We start from the raw sequence: 21,102 nt of genomic DNA, 5'->3' as shown, positions 1-21,102 counted from the left end.
ACTGCGGGCATACGGCCTGGCCCCCACAAGGGGCCAGGCCGTTTTTATTGGGCCGCTTCTTTCCTTGAGCCAACGAGGCCAGACGAGCTACCGGCGGCGTGTCCTCATTCACAAACGGAATATGCGGCGCCGCGCCTTCGCGTCCTCATCCTCTTCCCTCCTCCCAGGTAGGCCGAAACTCCCATCCCGCCTGGGAGTTTCGGCCAATGTGCAATCCCCGGCGCTTATCCATAATAGTTGCCCCCAAAGGTCAACGGTCAGGCCTCAATGACCGTCATTGCTCAGGAGAAAGTCATGACTATTCGCGAGCAAAACTCATCGCTGACGAGCGATCCGACCTCCCTATACGCTGCGACCCTCGACTCAGTGGCGACAGCGTCGGTTACGGCCAATGCTCTGAGCGTGACGCCCGGCGCGAACGTTACGCTGGACGAAACGGCCGGGCTGCAGAACGCCACCGCCACGCCAAGCCTTGCGGGAGACGCTGACGACAACGACATTCTGGTGGCATCCCTGCCATCAACCTTCTCTACCCGTTTGACCGCACTGGGTGCAGGCACTGCAACGGGTGCGGCCTTGAGTGGCTATACCGGTGCCGTGGGCGACACCGGCAGCAATGCGTTCACCCTCACCGGCGCGCCCGGAACAATCACTACCGATATCAGCTTCGTCGACAGCGCTGGCGCACCGCTCAATGGCCTCGACAGCGGTCTGGATACCCTCGATGGCACCAGCATCCTTCTCTATACCGATACGAACAACAACATCGTGGTGGGCCGAGCCGGGGCCGCAGATGGCGCGATCGTGTTCGCGGCCTATATCGAAGAAACCGGTTCGCCGGTCTCGGGCGGCAAGATCTGGACCGTGGAGTACCAACCGCTCAAGCATCCGGACGCCAGCAACCCCGACGATGCGGTCAATCTGCTGAATAAGGTTTTCATCGGAGCCACTCAGGACCTGGCATTCAGTCTGGCCGGTGCGCCCTCCGGTCAGAACCTCTTCCTGATGTACACAAAAGCGAACCCGACAACTGAAGTGGTCAATGGTGTCACACGGATAACCGACCCTACCATCATCGCCACCGGCAAGGACCCCGCAGACCAGTCAAGTGGCGCCCATATAAACACTGGCGACACGATCAATACCAGCCAGGGGGGTGGCCCGACCACCATCGGCACCAACAATCAGATGATTGTGGAACAGGAAGGCATCCGCTTTTCGTTCGTCACCGGTGCCAGGCAGGATGTGACCGTTCCCAACCTTAGTCAGACCGAAGCCGATGTTGAGTCCAACATCGACTTTACCGGCGTCTACAATTCGACATCGGCCAATTTCGACATCGTGCAATTGCAAAGCGGCAAGAGTGCTGTCGTAAAAGTCAGCGCATTCAGCACCGCTGCTGAACCTGGCGCGAATTTCATCAACGGTTATGCGAATGACACGCCGGTTGCCATCACCAATGTTCAAGTCATCAACAATAGCACCGGGCTGGTGATCGAAAATTCCGACGGTTCAGTGAATGACCCGACCATTACCATCAGCTTTACAGGTGGGGTTGCAACCATCACCGGTGTTAAAGCCGGCTACCAGATTGAATACACCACAACGTCGGATCACAACCGCGTGCTCATCGAGAACGGCGCGGCCCTCGACGCCAGGGGCGATAACCACGCCGATTTTGATGTCGGCGGCTTCTCGCTACGCCAAGCCTCTACTTCGACCGCCGAAATCGGCTCCAAGATGATCTTCGAAGACGACGGGCCGAGAGTCAGTGCGACCGGCACGGAACCGACGCTGACAGTAGACGAGACCGTACTGGCGACCAACGACACCCAGAGCTTTACCGCCAACTTCAGCTCGGCGTTTGGCGCCGATGGCGCGGGCACGCTGACCTATGCGCTGGGCGTGGTGGCCGGTGGCTCCGGGCTGACCGATACGGCCACCGGTGAGGCAGTGAACCTGTCGCTCAACGGCGCCGTGGTCGAAGGCCGAACGGCGACGACCAACCTGCTGGTGTTCACCGTCAGTGTCGCCGCCAATGGTGACGTCACTCTCGACCAGCAACGGGCCGTGGTGCATCCCGATGCAACCAATCCGGATGATTCGACGAGCCTGACCTCGGACGATCTGGTGACGCTGAAGGCGACCATCACCGACAAGGACGGCGACAGTGCCCAGGCCACGCTCAACATCGGCCAGAACCTGGTGTTCAAGGACGACGGACCGAGCATCAGCACCACCGGTACGGAACCAACGCTGACGGTGGACGAAACGGTGCTAACCACCGACGACACCCAGAGCTTTACCGCCAACTTCAGCTCGGCGTTTGGCGCCGATGGCGCGGGGACGCTGACCTATGCGCTGGGCGTGGTGGCCGGTGGCTCCGGGCTGACCGATACGGCCACCGGTGAGGCGGTCAACCTGTCGCTCAACGGCGCCGTGGTCGAAGGCCGAACGGCGACGACCAACCTGCTGGTGTTCACCGTCAGTGTCGCCGCCAATGGTGACGTCACCCTCGACCAGCAACGGGCCGTGGTACATCCCGATGCAACCAATCCGGATGATTCGACGAGCCTGACCTCGGACGATCTGGTGACGCTGAAGGCAACCATCACCGACAAGGACGGCGACAGTGCCCAGGCCACGCTCAACATCGGCCAGAACCTGGTGTTCAAGGACGACGGACCGAGCATCAGCACCACCGGCAGCGAGCCAACGCTGACGGTGGACGAAACGGTGCTGACCACCGACGCCACCCAGAGCTTTACCGCCAACTTCAGCTCGGCGTTTGGCGCCGATGGTGCGGGAACGCTGACCTATGCACTGGGCGTGGTGGCCGGTGGCTCCGGGCTGACCGATACGGCCACCGGTGAGGCAGTCAACCTGTCGCTCAACGGCGCCGTGGTCGAAGGCCGAACGGCGACGACCAACCTGCTGGTGTTCACGGTCAGCGTCGCCGCCAACGGTGACGTCACCCTCGACCAGCAACGGGCCGTGGTACATCCCGATGCAACCAATCCGGATGATTCGACGAGCCTGACCTCGGACGATCTGGTGACCTTGAAGGCGACCATCACCGACAAGGACGGCGACAGTGCCCAGGCGACCCTCAACATCGGCCAGAACCTGGTATTCAAGGACGACGGGCCGAGCATCAGCACCACCGGCACGGAACCAACGCTGACGGTGGACGAAACGGTGCTGACCACTGACGCCACCCAGAACTTCGCCGCCAACTTCAGCTCGGCGTTTGGCGCCGATGGCGCGGGCACGCTGACCTATGCACTGGGCGTGGTGGCCGGTGGCTCCGGGCTGACCGACACGGCCACCGGTGAGGCGGTCAACCTGTCGCTCAACGGCGCCGTAGTCGAAGGCCGAACGGCGACGACCAACCTGCTGGTGTTCACCGTCAGTGTCGCCGCCAATGGTGACGTCACTCTCGACCAGCAACGGGCCGTGGTACATCCCGATGCAGCCAATCCGGATGATTCGACGAGCCTGACCTCGGACGATCTGGTGACGCTGAAGGCGACCATCACCGACAAGGACGGCGATAGCGCCCATGCGACCCTCAACATCGGCCAGAACCTGGTATTCAAGGACGACGGGCCAAGCATCAGCACCACCGGCAGCGAGCCAACGCTGACAGTGGACGAAACGGTGCTGACCACCGACGCCACCCAGAGCTTTACCGCCAACTTCAGCTCGGCGTTTGGCGCTGACGGTGCGGGCACGCTGACCTATGCACTGGGCGTGGTGGCCGGTGGCTCCGGGCTGACCGATACGGCCACCGGTGAGGCAGTGAACCTGTCGCTCAACGGCGCCGTGGTCGAAGGCCGCACGGCCATCAGCAACCTGCTGGTATTCACCGTCAGTGTCGCCGCCAATGGTGACGTCACTCTCGACCAGCAACGGGCCGTGGTACATCCCGATGCAACCAATCCGGATGATTCGACGAGCCTGTCGGCGGACGATCTGGTGACCTTGAAGGCGACCATCACCGACAAGGACGGCGACAGTGCCCATGCGACGCTGAACATCGGCCAGAACCTGGTATTCAAGGATGACGGGCCAAGCATCAGCACCACCGGCAGCGAGCCAACGCTAACGGTGGACGAAACGGTGCTGACCACCGACGACACCCAGAGCTTTACCGCCAACTTCAGCTCGGCGTTTGGCGCCGATGGTGCGGGCACGCTGACCTATGCACTGGGCGTGGTGGCCGGTGGCTCCGGGCTGACCGACACGGCCACCGGTGAGGCAGTCAACCTGTCGCTCAACGGCGCAGTGGTGGAAGGTCGAACGGCCACCACCAACCTGCTGGTGTTCACCGTCAGTGTCGCCGCCAACGGTGACGTCACCCTCGACCAGCAACGGGCCGTGGTACATCCCGACCCCAACAATCCCGATGATTCGACGAGCCTGACCTCGGACGATCTGGTGACGCTGAAGGCGACCATCACCGACAAGGACGGCGACAGTGCCCAGGCCACGCTCAACATCGGCCAGAACCTGGTGTTCAAGGACGACGGACCGAGCATCAGCACCACCGGTACGGAACCCACGCTGACAGTGGACGAAACGGTGCTGACCACCGACGCCACCCAGAGTTTTACCGCCAACTTCAGCTCGGCGTTTGGCGCCGATGGCGCGGGCACGCTGACCTATGCACTGGGCGTGGTGGCCGGTGGCTCCGGGCTGACCGATACGGCCACCGGTGAGGCAGTGAACCTGTCGCTCAACGGCGCCGTGGTCGAAGGCCGCACGGCCACCACCAACCTGCTGGTATTCACCGTCAGTGTCGCCGCCAATGGTGACGTCACTCTCGACCAGCAACGGGCCGTGGTACATCCCGATGCAACCAATCCGGATGATTCGACGAGCCTGTCGGCGGACGATCTGGTGACCTTGAAGGCGACCATCACCGACAAGGACGGCGACAGTGCCCAGGCCACGCTCAACATCGGCCAGAACCTGGTGTTCAAGGACGACGGACCGAGCATCAGCACCACCGGTACGGAACCCACGCTGACAGTGGACGAAACGGTGCTGACCACCGACGCCACCCAGAGCTTTACCGCCAACTTCAGCTCGGCGTTTGGCGCTGACGGTGCGGGCACGCTGACCTATGCACTGGGCGTGGTGGCCGGTGGCTCCGGGCTGACCGATACGGCCACCGGTGAGGCAGTGAACCTGTCGCTCAACGGCGCCGTGGTCGAAGGCCGCACGGCCATCAGCAACCTGCTGGTATTCACCGTCAGTGTCGCCGCCAATGGTGACGTCACTCTCGACCAGCAACGGGCCGTGGTACATCCCGATGCAACCAATCCGGATGATTCGACGAGCCTGAGCTCGGACGATCTGGTGACCCTGACGGCAACCATCACCGACAAGGACGGCGACAGCGCCCACGCGACCCTGAACATCGGCCAGAACCTGGTGTTCAAGGACGACGGACCGAGCATCAGCACCACCGGTACGGAACCAACGCTGACGGTGGACGAAACGGTGCTAACCACCGACGACACCCAGAGCTTTACCGCCAACTTCAGCTCGGCGTTTGGCGCCGATGGCGCGGGGACGCTGACCTATGCGCTGGGCGTGGTGGCCGGTGGCTCCGGGCTGACCGATACGGCCACCGGTGAGGCAGTCAACCTGTCGCTCAACGGTGGCGTGGTGCAAGGCCGCACGGCCATCAGCAACTTGCTGGTGTTCACGGCCAGCGTGGCCGCCAACGGTGACGTCACCCTCGACCAGCAACGGGCCGTGGTACATCCCGATCCCAACAATCCCGATGATTCAACAAGCCTGAGCTCGGACAATCTGGTGACCCTGACGGCAACCATCACCGACAAGGACGGCGACAGCGCCCACGCGACCCTGAACATCGGGCAAAACCTGGTGTTCGAGGACGACGGCCCAACACTCGCCTTCGGCAACCTGATCGGGACCGGTAGTGTCCTTCCTCAAACAGGGTACTGGGATAATTCGATCGGAGCCGACGGACTGGGGGCGACCGGTCTGGATATTTCGTTGGTGAATAACCAATTCACCCTCGTCAGGCCGGACAACACGACCACGACCGGGACCGGCACGCTCACCGAGCAGTCGCCCTCACCGGACGCCAACGGCGCGTTCCACTTCGCAGGGACTCTGACGGGTGATTTCGACAACAACGCCGCCACGGCGAATACCAGCGTTGACTACACGCTGACCGCCTTTGCCAATGGCAGCTATGCACTGGACTTGGTGCAGGGCTTCAGTTCGCAGATCGTGCTCAGCAGTGCCGACGGTTCGCTCAGTGCCGGCGGCCCGGATCCAGTGCGCACATTGTTGATTCCGGAAACGAATGACCCGACTATTCCTTCGGCATCTGAGGAGGTTGTGTTCTTTTCCGCGAAAGCAACGGCGTCGACAGCGGACATCCTGACCGGCATCGGGCTCGGGGCCCCCGACCCCACCGAAGCCCAGCTACAGACCAACCCGCTGCCGTCGTACATCGACCCGGCGGCCATGAACGTCAGCACGGCCGGCATCGGTATCGCCAATAACCTGTTCCAGGGAGACAACCTGGCAGCCATCAGCGCTGCCGATGAAAGCTTCGTGATCAATCCGGAAAGCCTGCTGACGAGCATGAAGGTCTTCATCGACAACTCCGTGGGGGGCTACAACACGGCGACCGAGGACCTGTACTACAGGGCTTACTACGAGGATGGCACGTTCTCGAACCTGATCGAGGTGAACACCCTGACGCCGGAGGCCGGCGGACAGGTGTCCTTCCTCATTCAGAGCGATGGCACGAAGCTGATCGACGCTGTTCAGCTCACGATGGCCCGAGGCGAGATCAAGATCCCCGTGATCGAGTTCACTCATGAGACCGAGAGCCTGGCCAGCGATGTCAAGCTGGCGTTCAACGCGACGCTGACGGACAAGGATGGGGACTCGGCGACGAGTACGTTCGACGCCAACCTGTTCGCCAACGACTTGGGCACCACCTTCGACTTTACGCTGGTGGGCACGAGCGGTGAGCGGGATGCCTTCAACGTCGATTTGTCATTCACCCAAAACAAGTACCAGGTCACCGGCTTCGATGCGAACGCAGGGCTGCGAGACACGCTGGTGCTCAACGGCGACCAGAACGCCGTTGTCCAGTCGATCGACAACAGCGGCGCAGACAGCATCGTGACGGTTGCCGAAATGGGCGGACAAATCACGACCATCACCTTGGTTGGGGTCGATCTGCTGAGTAGTGACATTGTTCATGGCAGCGCCTGAGGCAGCGCACGCGTGAAAGAATGCGAGGGTGGTGTAAACCACCCTCGCATTTTTTTTGCAGTTCCAGGATGAGATCCGCGAACGGCGACATGTGACGGCCCAGGCGCCCCAAAGAGGTGTCAGACCGTCTTGTTTTACGTGAAATTCAATCCAGTTCCACCCAAGTGGACTCGGGCGGTTCTTCGTTGTTGGTGAGCCCGTGCTTTTGCGCGTACATCAGCAAGTCGATACGGTTGACGAGATTAAGCTTTTGATAGATGTTGCTGAGGTGGTTGTGCACGGTGTGCTCGCTGATGCCCAGGCGCCCGGCGATGCTGATGTATTTGGCGGACGGATCTCCCACGATGGCGCAAATCAGTTCCCTCTCGCGCAGCGTCAGCCGCGCCTGTTTCGCCCGCTCCAAATTGCACTTCAAGGGTATATGCCCGGTCGCGGCATAGCCGGAAAGCCCAACGGCCCAGGATCTATTCTGTCCGATGTCACAATAGTGGACCTTGACGATGGCCCGGATGATCGATTCCGTCGGGTCTTCCACCAGCACGATGCCGCGTGCGCCCGCTTCTATCGCCTGGGCAACGGGGACCGCTTCGTAGAGGCCCTTGAGCACCAGCACTTTCATTTCGGCACCGCGGGCGAGTCCCGCGACGACTGACAACGGGTTCAGCGCATCCGGAAAGAAACTGAAAAGAATGACATTGGGACGCAACTGATCGGCAAGATCCAGCGCATTGGTATAGGTGGTGGCCTGGCCGCTCACTTCCATCTGAGGCTTCCTGGCATTGATCAAGTCGTGAAGGCCCATGAGAACGAGGGGACGACAATCGATCAGCATCACGCGTATTGGTTTGCGTATTGGTTTTATTTGGGTCGTCATTACCTTCCTGACTCCCTTGAAAATGAACGATAGCCTCCGCCCGCTGATCCTCCTTGAGTATGAGCAGCTCACTCACCTGGCCACCGCGATTGAAGGACAGATCCGAGCGCCGACAGGCCTTGACAGTGCCCGCCCGGGTATTCGGCCCTGGGGACATTTCCACCCGTTGCACCGGCAGGGGTTGCAGACGTTTCCAAAGCCGGGCAAAGCCATCGAGACAACATAAATAGAAATAATCATAAATAGCTTGCGCATGATGATGGGCTCCCTGGAGCCGCTGAACTGAGTCTAGGCCAGACTAGCGCGCTGCCAGCCCGCCCATTCGCCAGTCGTCGACTCAGGCCTCATGCAAGTAGCCCGACCGATGTTTCCAAGACGCCTAACCCCTAGGAAATCAAGGCCTTAGGCTCGCCGCGGGCGATCTGCGACCAACGTCTGATCCGATCAAAATCGTCAATTAACCGACGAGCGGCGTACAAACAAGCACAGCAGCATCCGCGACGTCAATTTATCGGCGGCAATTTGTAGTTGGCATGTGGATGACCATTGTCCAGCGGACGATTTCACCGCATTCCGGCGAGCCGTGAGGAGCGGTATTTTTGGGGCGGGCGTTAGCTGAAGGGCTGCCTCTCGGAGTAAGCGATGCCGGTGCAGCGGGGGCAGGATCAGGGGGATGTGAGGTTTTGGCCGGATCTGCCGGGGCTCAACCAGGCGTTAACGTTTTCGACACCCTCGGCAGGCGGTTTTCCCGCCCAGCGATTGAGCGTGAAAACATTGGTGACGAAGTCGTATTGCGTCTTGAGCAGGTCTCGACGAGCCCGGAATTCGTTGCGTACGCTGGTCAGCACATCGACGGCATTGGCCATTCCGTAATTGAGCGCTTTCTCTGCCGCCACCCTGGACAGCTGTGCCGAAGCCAGGGCATTCCGGCTCGCACTGATCTTCTCTGCGCTCGAATTTGCGGTCAGGTAAGCGGTGGTGATCTCCTTGACCACCTGGCGCTGGACCGATTCCAGTTGCTGCTCTGCCACAATCTGATCCTGGTAGAGCCCACGCACCCGCGCCGAGGTTGAGCCGCCGCTGTATAGCGGCACTTGCACGCCAATACCGGCGACATAACTGTCGGTACGCGGCGCCAGGGAGTTGTTGTAGCCCTCGTTGGTCTGCTGCGCGCTCAGAGTCAGGCTCACGGTCGGGTAGTGCCCGCCCTTGCCGCTGCGCAACGCAGCACCTGCTGCTTCGACGCCGCTTTCGTTGGCCTTGAGCGCCGGGTTTTGCTCTATACCCTCGCGAACCCACGCTTCAAGACTCTGCGCCGAAACCTTAAGTTGCACGTCATCGCGAATCCGGTTGAGCTTCTCCTTGACCGGTCGGCCGACGATCTCCGCCAGTGCCTCGCGAGTGATACTGGCCTGGTTCCGGGCATCCAGTTCCTGCGCCGCCAGCAAATCTACCCGGGCCTTGAGGTCGAGCTGATCGGTAATCAATGCCAGCTGCTTTTCGTACAACGCATTGACTCTGTCCAGACTCTTTTGCGTGGTTTGACGCTCCGCCCTTACCAACTCCAGTTCATCCTCGGCCGCCAACGCGGCGAAGTAACGCTGCGCCAACTCCACAGTGGCCTCGGCTTGGGTTTCCAGTGCTTCCGATTCGGATTGCCTGGCCAGGCTTTTGAATTTTTGGTAGTTCTCCCACGCGGCCTTGTTGTAGAGGTACTGACGCAGCACCAGGCTGTAGATTTCGCTATCGTAACTGCGCTGCACCAGGTCGCTCTCCTGATGAATCCGATTCGTTCCGGCGTTGAGCGCTACCTGCGGCAACAGCGAACCCAGGGCTTCGCGCTGATGTTCCTGGCCCGCCTTCGCTCGCGCATACGAGGCCAATACTCGCGGATCTTCCAGCCGGGCCTCGCGATACAACTGCATGAGGTCAGTGGAAAACGTCGAGGCACTGACCCCGGTCGGCTTTGCTTCAGTGGTTTGCGCCAGAACGGCACCCGCTGCAAACATGAACGCCCCGCCCAGCAGAACTGACGACGCTCGCATGATCATTCCTCGATCATCGATTGAGACATGACATCGCGGGCCGGCTGCATCAAGTAATGCAACAACGTGCGTTCCCCGGTGATGATCAACACGTCCGCCGGCATCCCCGGCAATAACTTGCGCTCACCCAAGGTACGCGCACCGGCTTCGGTTACCCGAACCCGCGCCAGGTAATAGCCCGCACCGGTCTTTTCGTTGGTCAACCGGTCAGCCGATACGCTACTGACCTCGCCTTCGATCACCGGAGTGGTCGAGCTTTTGAACGCACCGAAACGAATATCGGCGCGCTTGCCGATGGCGATGCGATCGATATCGACCGGCGCCACCTGGGCTTCTATGACCAGTTCTGAAACCGAGGGAACAATGTCCAGCAGCGGCGTCGCCGGGCGCACGACTCCACCAATCGTATGCACCGTCATGCCAATCACCATACCCGCCTCGGGTGCGCGGATGATGATATGGCTGAGCCGATCCTCCAAGGCGGAAGCTCTCTCTTGCAGGTCGTAGATTTTGGTCTGAACCTCGGCCAATTGTTTGGCGACATCGGCATTGAAGTCTTTATCGACTTGTAGAATCTGCAGCTGTGTTTCGTTGATCTGCAAGCGAGTCCTGGTAATGGTGGAACGGTGGTCGGCCAATTCGGACCTGACCATTTCAAGCTTGCGTTCCTGCTCAAGCAGACGTTGTTTGTCAACGAACCCTTGCGACAACAGGTCGGTCAATTCAACTATTTCGCCGCGGTAGGATTTATCCAGCTGGCCCTTGACACCGATCATCGCCTCCAGCCCCTTGATCTGTTGATTCAACTGACCAATGCGCTCTTGCAGCACCGCTATCTGGCCCAGCCGTGACCCCCGTCGTGCGTTGAATACCTGGGTCTCGCCCTGACGGGCTTCGGCACCTCGCAAACTGTCGGAATCGGTCATGATGCCAAAGCCAATCACCGGCAGATTGTCCCGCTCAGCCCTGAGTCTTGCCTCTATGGCTCTGGCGGCAATGAGCTGACTTCGGGTCATCTCGTATTCGGATCGCAGCTGGGCATCATCGAGAATAATCAGCGGGTCATCACGCTTGACGATGTCACCGTCATGGACCAGCACCTCTTTGACGATGCCACCTTCGAGGTGTTGTACCGTTTTTCGGTACGCCTGCACGGTGACCACGCCAGGCGCGTAAGCCGCGCCATCGAGCGGCGCCATCGCCGCCCAGGTGCCGAACACGCCAAAGGTCACCAATACAATGCCAAAACCCAGGCGACGTATTTTTCGATCAGATACCGCCAGGTCGGCGAAGTTATCCATTTGACGACTGAGCATCGTACGGTTCATTGGCATCGCCCTTGCGGGTAGCAACCGAAGCCACGCTTGCGCCTGCTTGCGTGGCGTGCTTTTGCGCATGCTGCGCGTTGAGTTCGGCCAACACCTGCTCGCGTGGCCCATAGAGACTGATAGCGCCACCGTTCATCACCATGAGCCGGTCCAGTTGGGACACGATGTTGGTTCGGTGGGTAATCACAAAGAGGGTTGCACCTGTGAGCTTGAGCTGCTGGATGGCCGCCGCCAGGGCGCGATCACCGACTTCGTCGAGATTGGAATTGGGCTCGTCGAGGATAATCAGCCGCGGGTTGCCATACAGGGCACGGGCCAGGCCTATGCGTTGGCGCTGCCCTCCCGACAGCATGACGCCCTCACTGCCAATGACGGTGTCATAACCATCGGGCAACAGCAGAATCATTTCGTGAACGCCAGCAGACCTGGCCGCCAGAACGACTTTCTCGGAATCGACCTCGGCGAAGCGGGCAATGTTCTCGCTGATGCTGCCTTCGAATAATTCAATGTCCTGGGGCAAGTAACCTATATACGGCCCAAGCTCATGTTTGTCCCACGCGCAGATGTCCGCGCCATCGAGCCGGACCACCCCTTGCTGCGGCGCCCATACCCCCATCAGTGCCCTGGCCAGGGTGGACTTGCCCGCGGCGCTTGGGCCGATGATTCCGACAACGCAGCCGGCAGGTACGCTGAAACTTATGTTTTTGATGATCGGCGTTTTCGAGCCAGGTGCCGCGACGATTAAATTCTCCACCTGCACGTGCCCCTGAGGCGCAGGCAATGACATGCGCTCGGGCTGAGCCTGTTGTTTGTCGAGGATGTCGTTGAGACGGCGGTACTGCGAGCGGGCCGCAATAAAGCCCTTCCAGCTGCCGATGATCAGATCGATGGGGGCCAACGCGCGCCCGAGCAGCACGGACCCGGCGAACACCATCCCTGCCCCCACCTGGTGGTCCACGGCCAGGTACGCCCCCAGACCAAGGATCAGCGACTGCACCAGGATCCGGAAACTCCTGGAAAGCGTGCTGATGATGCCACCTCTATCGCTCGCCGCGGATTGCAGCAACAGGACGTTTCTTTGACGATGCCCCCAACGGTCCATAAGGGTTTCAAGCATGCCCATGGACTCGATGACTTCGGCGTTGCGCAGATTCTTCGTGGTGTAGAGCGTCGCGCTGATATGTTCCTTGTTAGCTTGGGCAAGTGTCGGCCCCGTCAGCCTCTCATTGATAAACGCGAGCGATAACAACAACAACGCACTGCCCAACGCTACCCAGCCATACCAGGGATGGAACATGAACATCACAGCGACATAGATAGGCAACCAGGGCGCATCGAAAAAGGCGAACAATCCATTACCGGAGAGAAACTGTCTCAAGCCGGTCAAGTCGTTGAGCGACTGGGCCGAGGCATCCATGCCGCCACTTTCCAGAGCCCGTTTGAAACTGGCTTTATAGACCTGGCGACTCAGCAACACATCCAGCCGGGTACTGACCCGAACCATGATGCGCGAACGGACCCATTCCAGGGAACCGAGCGTCACCACCAGCCCGGTCATGATCAGCGTCAGCATTGCCAGGGTGGTCAGACTTCCGCTGGTGACCACTCGTCCATACACCTGGAGCATATAAAAGGTAGGAACGAGCATCAGCGCGTTGATGAAAAAGCTGAAAAAGCCAACAGAAACAAAGCTGTCTCTACAGGCTTTCAACGCAATTTTCAGACTATTTTCAGGTATGTTTCGCATTGAAACCCCTGCTCGAAAAGCCATACCCTGAGGAGCTTAGATCATGCCGAACGACTGTGCGCAGCCATTGGCCGGATCGCCTCAGGCAACGAGTATTACCCTGGCAACGACCCTGCGGTGAAGAACGAAAATGCCGACGACTTCGAGGCCAGGATGCTCTACGACGGGCGAGATGGAACGAGCTGACGTCAGTGGAATACAACGCAAAAAAAGGCCCCAAGGGCCAAATGCCGGTCAGTTAAGGTACGAAACCTGTGGGAGCGGGCTTGCTCGCTCCCACATTGAATTGCGCTTAACTGACCGGCATTACCCCAAGGGCCTTTTTCTTTCTCCATGAAGCTCAGTGGAACGTCATGGAGCAATAATTGCTACCCAATAACAGAAGAGCCGCAGCGCAACGTAGAGGCTCAAGGGGCAAGCTTTCTTCTCTCGATAGGGACTGACAAAACAATGCTTGTACGTGTCTCACCGTACGCGTTGATCCTCGCAATGACATTCTCAAGATCGGCCATTGACTTGGCATAGATCCTGATAAGGTAGGAGTCGTTACCTGTGATATGCAGGCACTCGACGACTTCGGGTATGTCATTGAGCGTTGCTATCAATTTGGATTTCGCCGGCTTGAGGGTGGTGATACCGACAACAGCAGATATGCCGAACCCTAGCTTGGTTGGATCTAACTGAGCGCTATAACCCTTGATGACCCCTGAGTCTTCGAGCTTTCGCAACCTATCAGTGGTGGCGGGAATAGAAAGACCAGCGTGCTTGGACAGCTCGGTGATGGAAATGCGACCACAGTCCTGCACTTTTCCCAAGATTTTTATGTCTATACGGTCCATGTACGTTCCCCCCAGCAAAAAAGTATAAATTTTAATGAAAAACATGAGTTTTTCATTAAAAAAATAATGCACCAAAATAAAGCGCGGTGCTAGTCTATTTACAGCTCGACAAGCCTAAGAAGAACCCAAGCAATCAATAGCCCTTAATCTTTAGCGTTACGCACTGCATAATAAAATATTTCTCTCCAGGAATCGTGTTCGCATGGAAGATGAAAAAATAAAGTGTGAAAAAAAACCCTACCCATCATTCGCCAAACATATTGGAACGCAAGTCCTAGCTCTTCGCAGATTCAAGATGGATCAGTTCTTTATGTATCTGGCTGGAGTCACTCTTTTCTCAGTGGGTGCCAAGTTTTTCATTGTCAGTCAACTGGGAACTGATCCTTTAGATGTCCTGATCATCTCGATAGATAAAATACTCCTGCTCGGAATGGGCGTTTGTTCGGGTATTGTTTCTATATCCTTTCTGCTGTGGTGGATGCTCTGGAACAAAAAATATCCTCCGATAAGCCCATTTATTACAACCACGCTCACCGGTCTGCTGATTGACCTCTGGTCCGTGCTGGGGCTTGGAGAGTATTTGATTGTCAGAGTGAATGAATACACGATATTGGCGACAGGGTTGATCTTGTGTGCTTATTCATCGGCACTGATTATCATGAGTGGTATTGGTATCAGAATCATGGACCTTGTAGTGCTGACCATGGTTTCCAAATGGGATTGGTCATTCACCAAAGCCAAAATGATAATTGAAATTGGTATCTTTTCGACCGGGTGGCTTTTAGGAGGGCCGTTCGGGGTGGGAACCATTGCATTCTTGTTGGTTATAGGTCCTCTTATACAGCCATTCATGAATATGAATGCCAGGCGCTTTTCACTTAAGAATTATGGATTGAACAGCGCTTCTTCTGCCTAGCAACAACTACGAAATGAACCGCTGCCACTGTGCTGCAGGATTTTTTTCGCCTCGACTATTTTGACCGATGAAATATTGACAGTAACTTCCGTGATGAGGAGTGAGAGATGGACAATACAAAAAATAAAAACTGGACCTTACAAAGCATGCCCGCGAAGCTGGAAGAAATACTCCCGGACGGCAATGTAAAGTGCCACCTTTCCCCCCGAAACTGCGTCATACAGGAGGGCAAGGTAGGTTTTTGCAAGGTGCGTGGGAACAGAGGCGGTCGGTTAGTTACATTGAATTATGGCAAAGGCGTTCACAGCACCGAAGAAACTATTGAAACCGAGGCGGTGTTCCACTTTGCTCCCGGTGAACGAATCCTTTCCTTAGGAAATATCGGCTGCATGCTCAACTGCGGCTACTGTCACAACTGGAAGACCTCTCAGGCCAAGTATGTAACAGACAAAGATGTTTACTACTACACACCTGAGCAAGTTGTGGAAACTGCGCTGAAGCATGGTATACGCGTCATTTCCTGGACTTATAACGACCCTGTTGTCTGGCATGAATTTATCCTCGACACGGCAAAGCTGGCAAAGGAAGCGGGCTTAATCAATTTATATAAATCGGCATTTTTCATCAGCGAAGAAGCCATTGACGAACTATTGCCGGTCATTGATATATTCTCAATTTCACTAAAATCCATTTCCCCTGAATACTACCGAAAAGTCACAACTGGCTGGGTAGAGCCCGTTCTGGCGGGTATCAAGAAAGTATACGATGCTGGCAAATATGTTGAAGTCAGTACCTTGATGGTTACCGACATCAGTGATGATGAGGATACCGCCAGAAAAATTAGCCAGTGGGTACTGGATGAACTGGGCCCGAATGTACCGCTCCACTTTGTAAGGTTTCACCCCGATTATAAAATGAGCAATAGCATCAGAACCCCTGTGGATAGACTCCTGAAGGCTCGGGACATCGCTCGAAGCATGGGGGTTGAGCATGTTTATCTGGGTAACGTGAACGATGTCGAAGGCACCAATACCAGCTGCAACAATTGTAACGCCCTACTCGTTACCCGCTACGGTTTGAACGCTGAAATAGTCGGATTGGATAACAACGGTTGCTGCGCTCAGTGTGGGCACGATGCACATTTCAAACTACTTGGCGAGCACAAAGCGACCAACCCTGTTGAACTGCGAGAGGATGCGCTGACCTCTTACGAAAAGCGAAAGTTCGAGTGGCATGGGGACATCGTGTCGCTGCACGCCCAAGTGCTGAATACCGAAGACTTTGAACAGACCGTCTACCTGCGGCGCAACTATACCGACGGACTCAACAGTGATTGGAAATCACTGACATTGCGGCCGTATGAAAGCTATCGATTCATTATCGCCAAGGCACGAATTGATGAATCAGGCCCTGAGGTCTGGCTTCCCAAGGGGGTGAACTCAAATCTTCATGAAGTATTCGACAGGGCTCACTTCCCAACCGAGTCGATTGAAGAGATTGGCATTTCGCAAAATGACATCACCCCGACAATTGGTTATGAGGGCAAGCAGAACATGTATGAACAGGTTATCAAACTGGTCAGCAAGTCATGAATGTGTCCACTGAAATACTGCACATCAGGGTCGATGACCGAGAGGCCCATCCATCAGTGACGCCAATTTATCAGTGCAGCGCGTTTAGCGCTGACTCGGCGTTCTTCTACTCGAGAAAAGCCAACCCCAATGTGACTGAGCTGGAACAGGTTGTCGCATCCCTGGAAGGCAGTGAATACGCCTTGGCCTACAGCACCGGTATGAGTGCCATCTACATGGTTTTGGAGTTGCTGAAACCTGGTGCGTCATTGGTGATCAACAAATATATCTATGGCTGCTCTTATAAACTGTTTCAGCGCTATGCCGCACGTATCGGTGCCGAGCTGACGATTCTGGATCTCACCACGGAAAGTGGATTGAAGGCGTTGCCACCGAATGTGGACATGGTTATTTTCGAAACGCCGACCAATCCCTTCCTGAAAGATATCGATATTCATGCGGTCAGCAGAGCGGTTAAGCAAAACAACCCACAGGCCCTGGTAGTCGTTGATAACACGTGGGCCACTCCGATATTTCAAAAGCCTCTAAACTTTGGCGCCGATATTTCTCTGTACAGTGCAACGAAGTATTTCTCCGGGCACAGCGATGTCATGGGCGGACTGGTTCTTGTCAACAGTGAAACTATTTATAAGCGTCTCCTCGAAGGTCGCTTTTATTCAGGCTCAATATTAGCCCCTCACAGCGCGTGGCTGCTTCGCAGAAGCATGCAGACGTTTAATCTGCGCATGGAGAGACACAGCAGCACAACCTCCAGCATGCTCAACTACCTGCGGGAACTGCCCTTTATTGAGCATGTTTATTATCCGCAAGTCGATGGCAAACAATTGACAGGTTATGGTGGCATTGTGTTTGTTGATATTCGGCCAGATCTGGTTCCCTTCTACAAGACCTTCACCAGCGCCCTCAAATGGTTTGGAACGGGCACGGGAATGGCCTGTGTTACGTCGATGGTTGCGCAACCCTTTAGTGGAAGCCATGCCTCGATGACCGAGCAGGAAAAAGCGGATATGGGGATTGAAAAGGGATTGGTTCGACTATGTTTTGGTTTAGAGGCCCTTGAGGATCTTAAAGAGGATCTGCTTCAAGCCTTCGAAGCCATGGAAAATATGGTTGATCAATAAGGCGCTCTTAAACCTGTGTAGCGGATGTTAATCATAAACAGCGAGCCTTCAACGGCTCGTTGTTTTTTAGGGAGAAGCGAGTGTGTCCAGTGCATTCGAAAAAACAATATTCGAAGACCCTACTCTGAATGTTATCCATCTTCTAAACTCGATTTCCAATGAAAATCCAGAGGCTATTTCTCTGGCTTCCGGTCGACCTGATGACGAGCAATGCGACCCATCCCTCATCGATAAGGGGCTGGCCAGCTATACACGATACGTCGCCGATACCGAACAATCAGTTGCAACATTACTTTGCCAATATGGAAAAACCGCCGGAATTATCAATGAGATAATTGCCGAACACTTGCAGAGGGATGAAGGGATAAAGATTTTGAACCCTGAAAGCATTGTCGTGTGCATGGGGTTTCAAGAAGCCGCCACCTTGACATTGTTATCCATCTTTGAAGGAGGTGGTATTTTATTAGTGCCAGACCCTGTATTTTCCGGGATCACGGGTATTGCGAAATTATTAAAAATAAAAATTGTACCTGTTCCCATGAACACCTTTCTCGATCCATCTGCCCTGCGCAAGGTAGCTGAAGATCTTGAGGCCAGGGGAGAAAATATAAAAGCGCTGTACGCGATTTCAGATTTTAGTAACCCTACTGGTGACAGCCTTTCCTATGAAGACAGGAAGGCGTTGCTCGCCTTGGCCAATGAAAAGAATTTTTTTATCCTGGAGGACAATGCCTACAGCTACTTCAGGTACGAGGGAGATAAAATTCCTTCGATGAAGTCGATCGACAGCCGTCGAGTCTTTCTTCTTGGCTCTTTTTCAAAGTCGATTTTTCCGGGATTACGCATGGGCTATCTAGTCGCTCCGGAGGGCGCTGGGGTGATGTCCTTTAGCAGCAGATTGTGTAAAGCCAAAAGCTTGATCACGGTCAATACACCTGCCCTGTGTCAAGCGGTTGTCGGAGGCTTGCTGATAAAGAACAATTATTCTTTGAAAGCGCTGAACCAGCCAAGGGTGCTGTCTTACACGAAGAAACGAAACTGTATGATTGACTGCCTTGAACGCGAATTTCCGCTCAAGGCTGATTCTCGAAAAAATGTCACCTGGAACCATCCGGCAGGAGGCTTTTTCATTAATGTCCAGCTGCCTTTCAGCTTTGAGTATTTTGAAATGTGCGAGTGCGCCAAACATTTCAAGGTTATCGTATTCCCCACTTCCTTGTTTTCACTGACGAATGAGGCTGTTACTCAGGTCAGGTTGTCGTTTAGTAATGCGACAGAATCAGAAATCAAACAAGCGATAGGCCGCCTCAGGGCATACATTGAATTTAGAATGCAGTAAAACATCCCCCATGGGGCCGTAGGGAATTGATGCCAAGGCTTATTCATCAGTCAATGAGAGATAAGCCTTGTATTACTTGCGGCTTAGGCTCCTGTGGCGAGTATAACGCCAGTGGCTACCTGGTAGGCACCCAGAATGGTTATGGTTGCCCCGGAAAAATAGTTGATCAACTTAATCTTTGATTGGGCAATCCGAGTCTTGAACATGGAGGAGAATCCGCTCAACCCCAACCACCAGACAGCCGAGCCCAAGAATATACCTGTCACCATGGGCAGCACTGAGTGCTGACTGCTTTGATCGCTGACCATGCCGTCACTCAGGGCGGCAAATATCGCGATAAACGATAAGATGGTCATGGGGTTCGACAGCGTCAAAAACAATGTGGTCGAGTAGGCTTTGAACATGTTGGCTCGTTCACCCGCCAAGGCTGTCGTGCTCCCCTTCGATCTTATTGTTTGATAACCAATGTACGCGAGGAATATCCCTCCCAAAATACATAACCATGGCTTAAAGCTAATGAGTGTCGCTATGATAGCTGTGATTCCCAGCGCACCGACAAACCCATAGATCGAATCGGCTGTTGCCGCCCCCAATCCCGTCGCGAAGCCTGCTCTCCATCCGAGCATAAGACTCCTCTGTATGCACAACAGCCCAATGGGTCCTACAGGGGCCGCAATACAAAGCCCAATGACCATAGACTTAACGAAAATCAACATAGATGCACCTCCGAAATGGATACTGGAAGATTAGGGGAAGTGCATTTTTTTATAAATTAATTATTAATTTTCATACAAGCATTTCCGATAAATTTGTATGAAGTATTCTTATTTTCCCTTCATTATTAAGGTACGGCGGCGTCCTGGCCTTCGGACAAAACCGGCCAACGCAACCTATTCGTCTAGCCTGCCACTCATGGTTGCTTGAACGTTATCCGCGAATGAAACGCCCCATCGGATGCACCTAGCCTTTGGGGTGCCATTCATCAAGCCATCAAGAGCGCCCTATGGAACCTGTGACCGGCAGATTTCCCAGCAGTTTGAGCCCGGTACTCTTCACGAAAGTGTCATAGTCCATCGGTCTCTCGATACGGGTTTCAGCGTTGGGTAGTACGTAGGCCCAGGCACGCTTGGACGATGCGTCGTAAACCAGCTTGAACAGACGGGTCGGCACCCAGACCTTGTTGTCGCCGATGGTGGCGTGGCCTGAGTCAAAGAGCGGGCCGGTAAAGACAAAAACATTGCCATCGGCTCGCTTGGCAAACTTTCTGACATCCGATTCAACCTTACTCCAGATCTTCCGGTTGTTGGTTGGGTCTTGCGGCACCATGTTCGACAGCGCAAAGGATTGGGCCATTGCATTGGGGTTTGGTGCATCGGCCGCCGGGGATTGATGACCACGGTCCACGGCCGGATGTTGGCTACGGTAGTCGCTCAACTCTGCCCGTCCACTCTTTGGGATGCGTGGGTCCGGGTAGAACTGATTGGTGCGCTCCTCCCCTTTGGCATCCTGCAACTGGGCCGCATTAAGGCGTTCGACCACTACCAGCGGCGTCTTACTGGTTTGCGAGTACAGCACCGCGAAGTTGTCGGAACACAGGGCCAAGGGTTTCATTGTTGCAGGCACAGTGGCCGTGTTGATCGGTTTCGCTGCAGGGAACAGTTCTGCGCAGCCGTCAAACGATGCCTGTTTCTGTTTGTTTGAATAGAGTTCCAGAGCCGCGTTCTGGCTGATCGAGCCCGAGTGGGACGCTTGTTGCTGATGCTGGGTGGGGGGCTTGATGAAATCCAGCAGACTGCGGGCTTCTGCCCCGGTCGAGAGCAAAACAAGGGCCGATAGCCCAACTGCAATTTTGCGTAGGTGCATGCTTTTAATCTTCGAATTGGATTGAGGGGTAAACGTACGGCGAGCCCCGATTCACGGAGCCCGGAACTCGGAGCCGGGTGGAGGCGCTTGCTGATTAGATTGCGGGGAGCATGCTGTCACTGTCCTTAATCAAAATGCCGATGCGGATCCGGTCGGCTCCGAG

12 protein-coding genes are annotated in these 21,102 nt (G+C 55.9%); 5 read left to right on the top strand and 7 right to left on the bottom strand.

Annotated elements, in window-relative coordinates:
* Positions 1-294: 294 nt before the first annotated feature.
* Positions 295-7,275, top strand: coding sequence for a DUF5801 repeats-in-toxin domain-containing protein (locus tag QMK51_RS12600; protein ID WP_320394262.1), 6,981 nt, complete (start codon positions 295-297; stop codon positions 7,273-7,275).
* 145 nt (positions 7,276-7,420) lie between these two features.
* On the opposite strand, the gene QMK51_RS12595 is transcribed toward QMK51_RS12600, so the two are convergent.
* The 5 genes from QMK51_RS12595 to QMK51_RS12575 form a co-directional block, all read right to left on the bottom strand.
* Positions 7,421-8,149, bottom strand: a complete 729-nt coding sequence (locus QMK51_RS12595) for a response regulator transcription factor (protein WP_320394261.1) — start codon at positions 8,147-8,149, stop codon at positions 7,421-7,423.
* Between the two features lie 665 nt (positions 8,150-8,814).
* Positions 8,815-10,194, bottom strand: coding sequence for a TolC family outer membrane protein (locus QMK51_RS12590; protein ID WP_320394260.1), 1,380 nt, complete (start codon positions 10,192-10,194; stop codon positions 8,815-8,817).
* 2 nt (positions 10,195-10,196) lie between these two features.
* Positions 10,197-11,510, bottom strand: coding sequence for an HlyD family type I secretion periplasmic adaptor subunit (locus tag QMK51_RS12585; RefSeq protein WP_320394259.1), 1,314 nt, complete (start codon positions 11,508-11,510; stop codon positions 10,197-10,199).
* Complete coding sequence (locus tag QMK51_RS12580; protein ID WP_320394258.1) at positions 11,488-13,269, bottom strand: type I secretion system permease/ATPase; 1,782 nt, start codon at positions 13,267-13,269, stop codon at positions 11,488-11,490. The genes QMK51_RS12585 and QMK51_RS12580 overlap by 23 nt, the downstream gene beginning before the upstream one ends.
* Positions 13,270-13,676: 407 nt before the next feature.
* Complete coding sequence (locus QMK51_RS12575) at positions 13,677-14,108, bottom strand: Lrp/AsnC family transcriptional regulator (RefSeq protein WP_320394512.1); 432 nt, start codon at positions 14,106-14,108, stop codon at positions 13,677-13,679.
* A 202-nt stretch (positions 14,109-14,310) separates the two neighbouring features.
* Between QMK51_RS12575 and QMK51_RS12570 the strand changes: the two genes are divergently transcribed.
* From QMK51_RS12570 to QMK51_RS12555, 4 genes are all read left to right on the top strand, one after another.
* A complete protein-coding gene (locus QMK51_RS12570) occupies positions 14,311-15,024 on the top strand; it encodes a hypothetical protein (protein WP_320394257.1) in 714 nt (237 codons plus the stop codon).
* Positions 15,025-15,131: 107 nt separating this feature from the next.
* The gene (amrS, locus tag QMK51_RS12565) at positions 15,132-16,616 is read left to right on the top strand and encodes an AmmeMemoRadiSam system radical SAM enzyme (RefSeq protein ID WP_320394256.1); all 1,485 of its coding nucleotides are present in this window, start codon (positions 15,132-15,134) and stop codon (positions 16,614-16,616) included.
* Positions 16,613-17,737 carry a PLP-dependent aspartate aminotransferase family protein gene (locus tag QMK51_RS12560; RefSeq protein WP_320394255.1) on the top strand — a complete coding sequence of 375 codons (1,125 nt, stop codon included), beginning with the start codon at positions 16,613-16,615 and terminating at the stop codon, positions 17,735-17,737. The genes amrS and QMK51_RS12560 overlap by 4 nt, the downstream gene beginning before the upstream one ends.
* 82 nt (positions 17,738-17,819) lie before the next feature.
* Complete coding sequence (locus QMK51_RS12555; protein WP_320394254.1) at positions 17,820-19,076, top strand: PLP-dependent aminotransferase family protein; 1,257 nt, start codon at positions 17,820-17,822, stop codon at positions 19,074-19,076.
* 83 nt (positions 19,077-19,159) lie between these two features.
* On the opposite strand, the gene QMK51_RS12550 is transcribed toward QMK51_RS12555, so the two are convergent.
* The gene (locus tag QMK51_RS12550; RefSeq protein ID WP_320394253.1) at positions 19,160-19,792 is read right to left on the bottom strand and encodes a LysE family translocator; all 633 of its coding nucleotides are present in this window, start codon (positions 19,790-19,792) and stop codon (positions 19,160-19,162) included.
* Between the two features lie 274 nt (positions 19,793-20,066).
* Entirely contained in the window at positions 20,067-20,939 is an 873-nt protein-coding gene (locus tag QMK51_RS12545) for a DNA/RNA non-specific endonuclease (protein ID WP_258700320.1), read from the bottom strand.
* Between the last annotated feature and the right edge of the window lie 163 nt (positions 20,940-21,102).

This window comes from Pseudomonas sp. P9_31 (assembly GCF_034008235.1).
GTDB lineage: Bacteria > Pseudomonadota > Gammaproteobacteria > Pseudomonadales > Pseudomonadaceae > Aquipseudomonas.
Note: the sequence above shows the minus strand (reverse complement) of the source record. Positions and strands in the feature narration are given on the sequence as shown.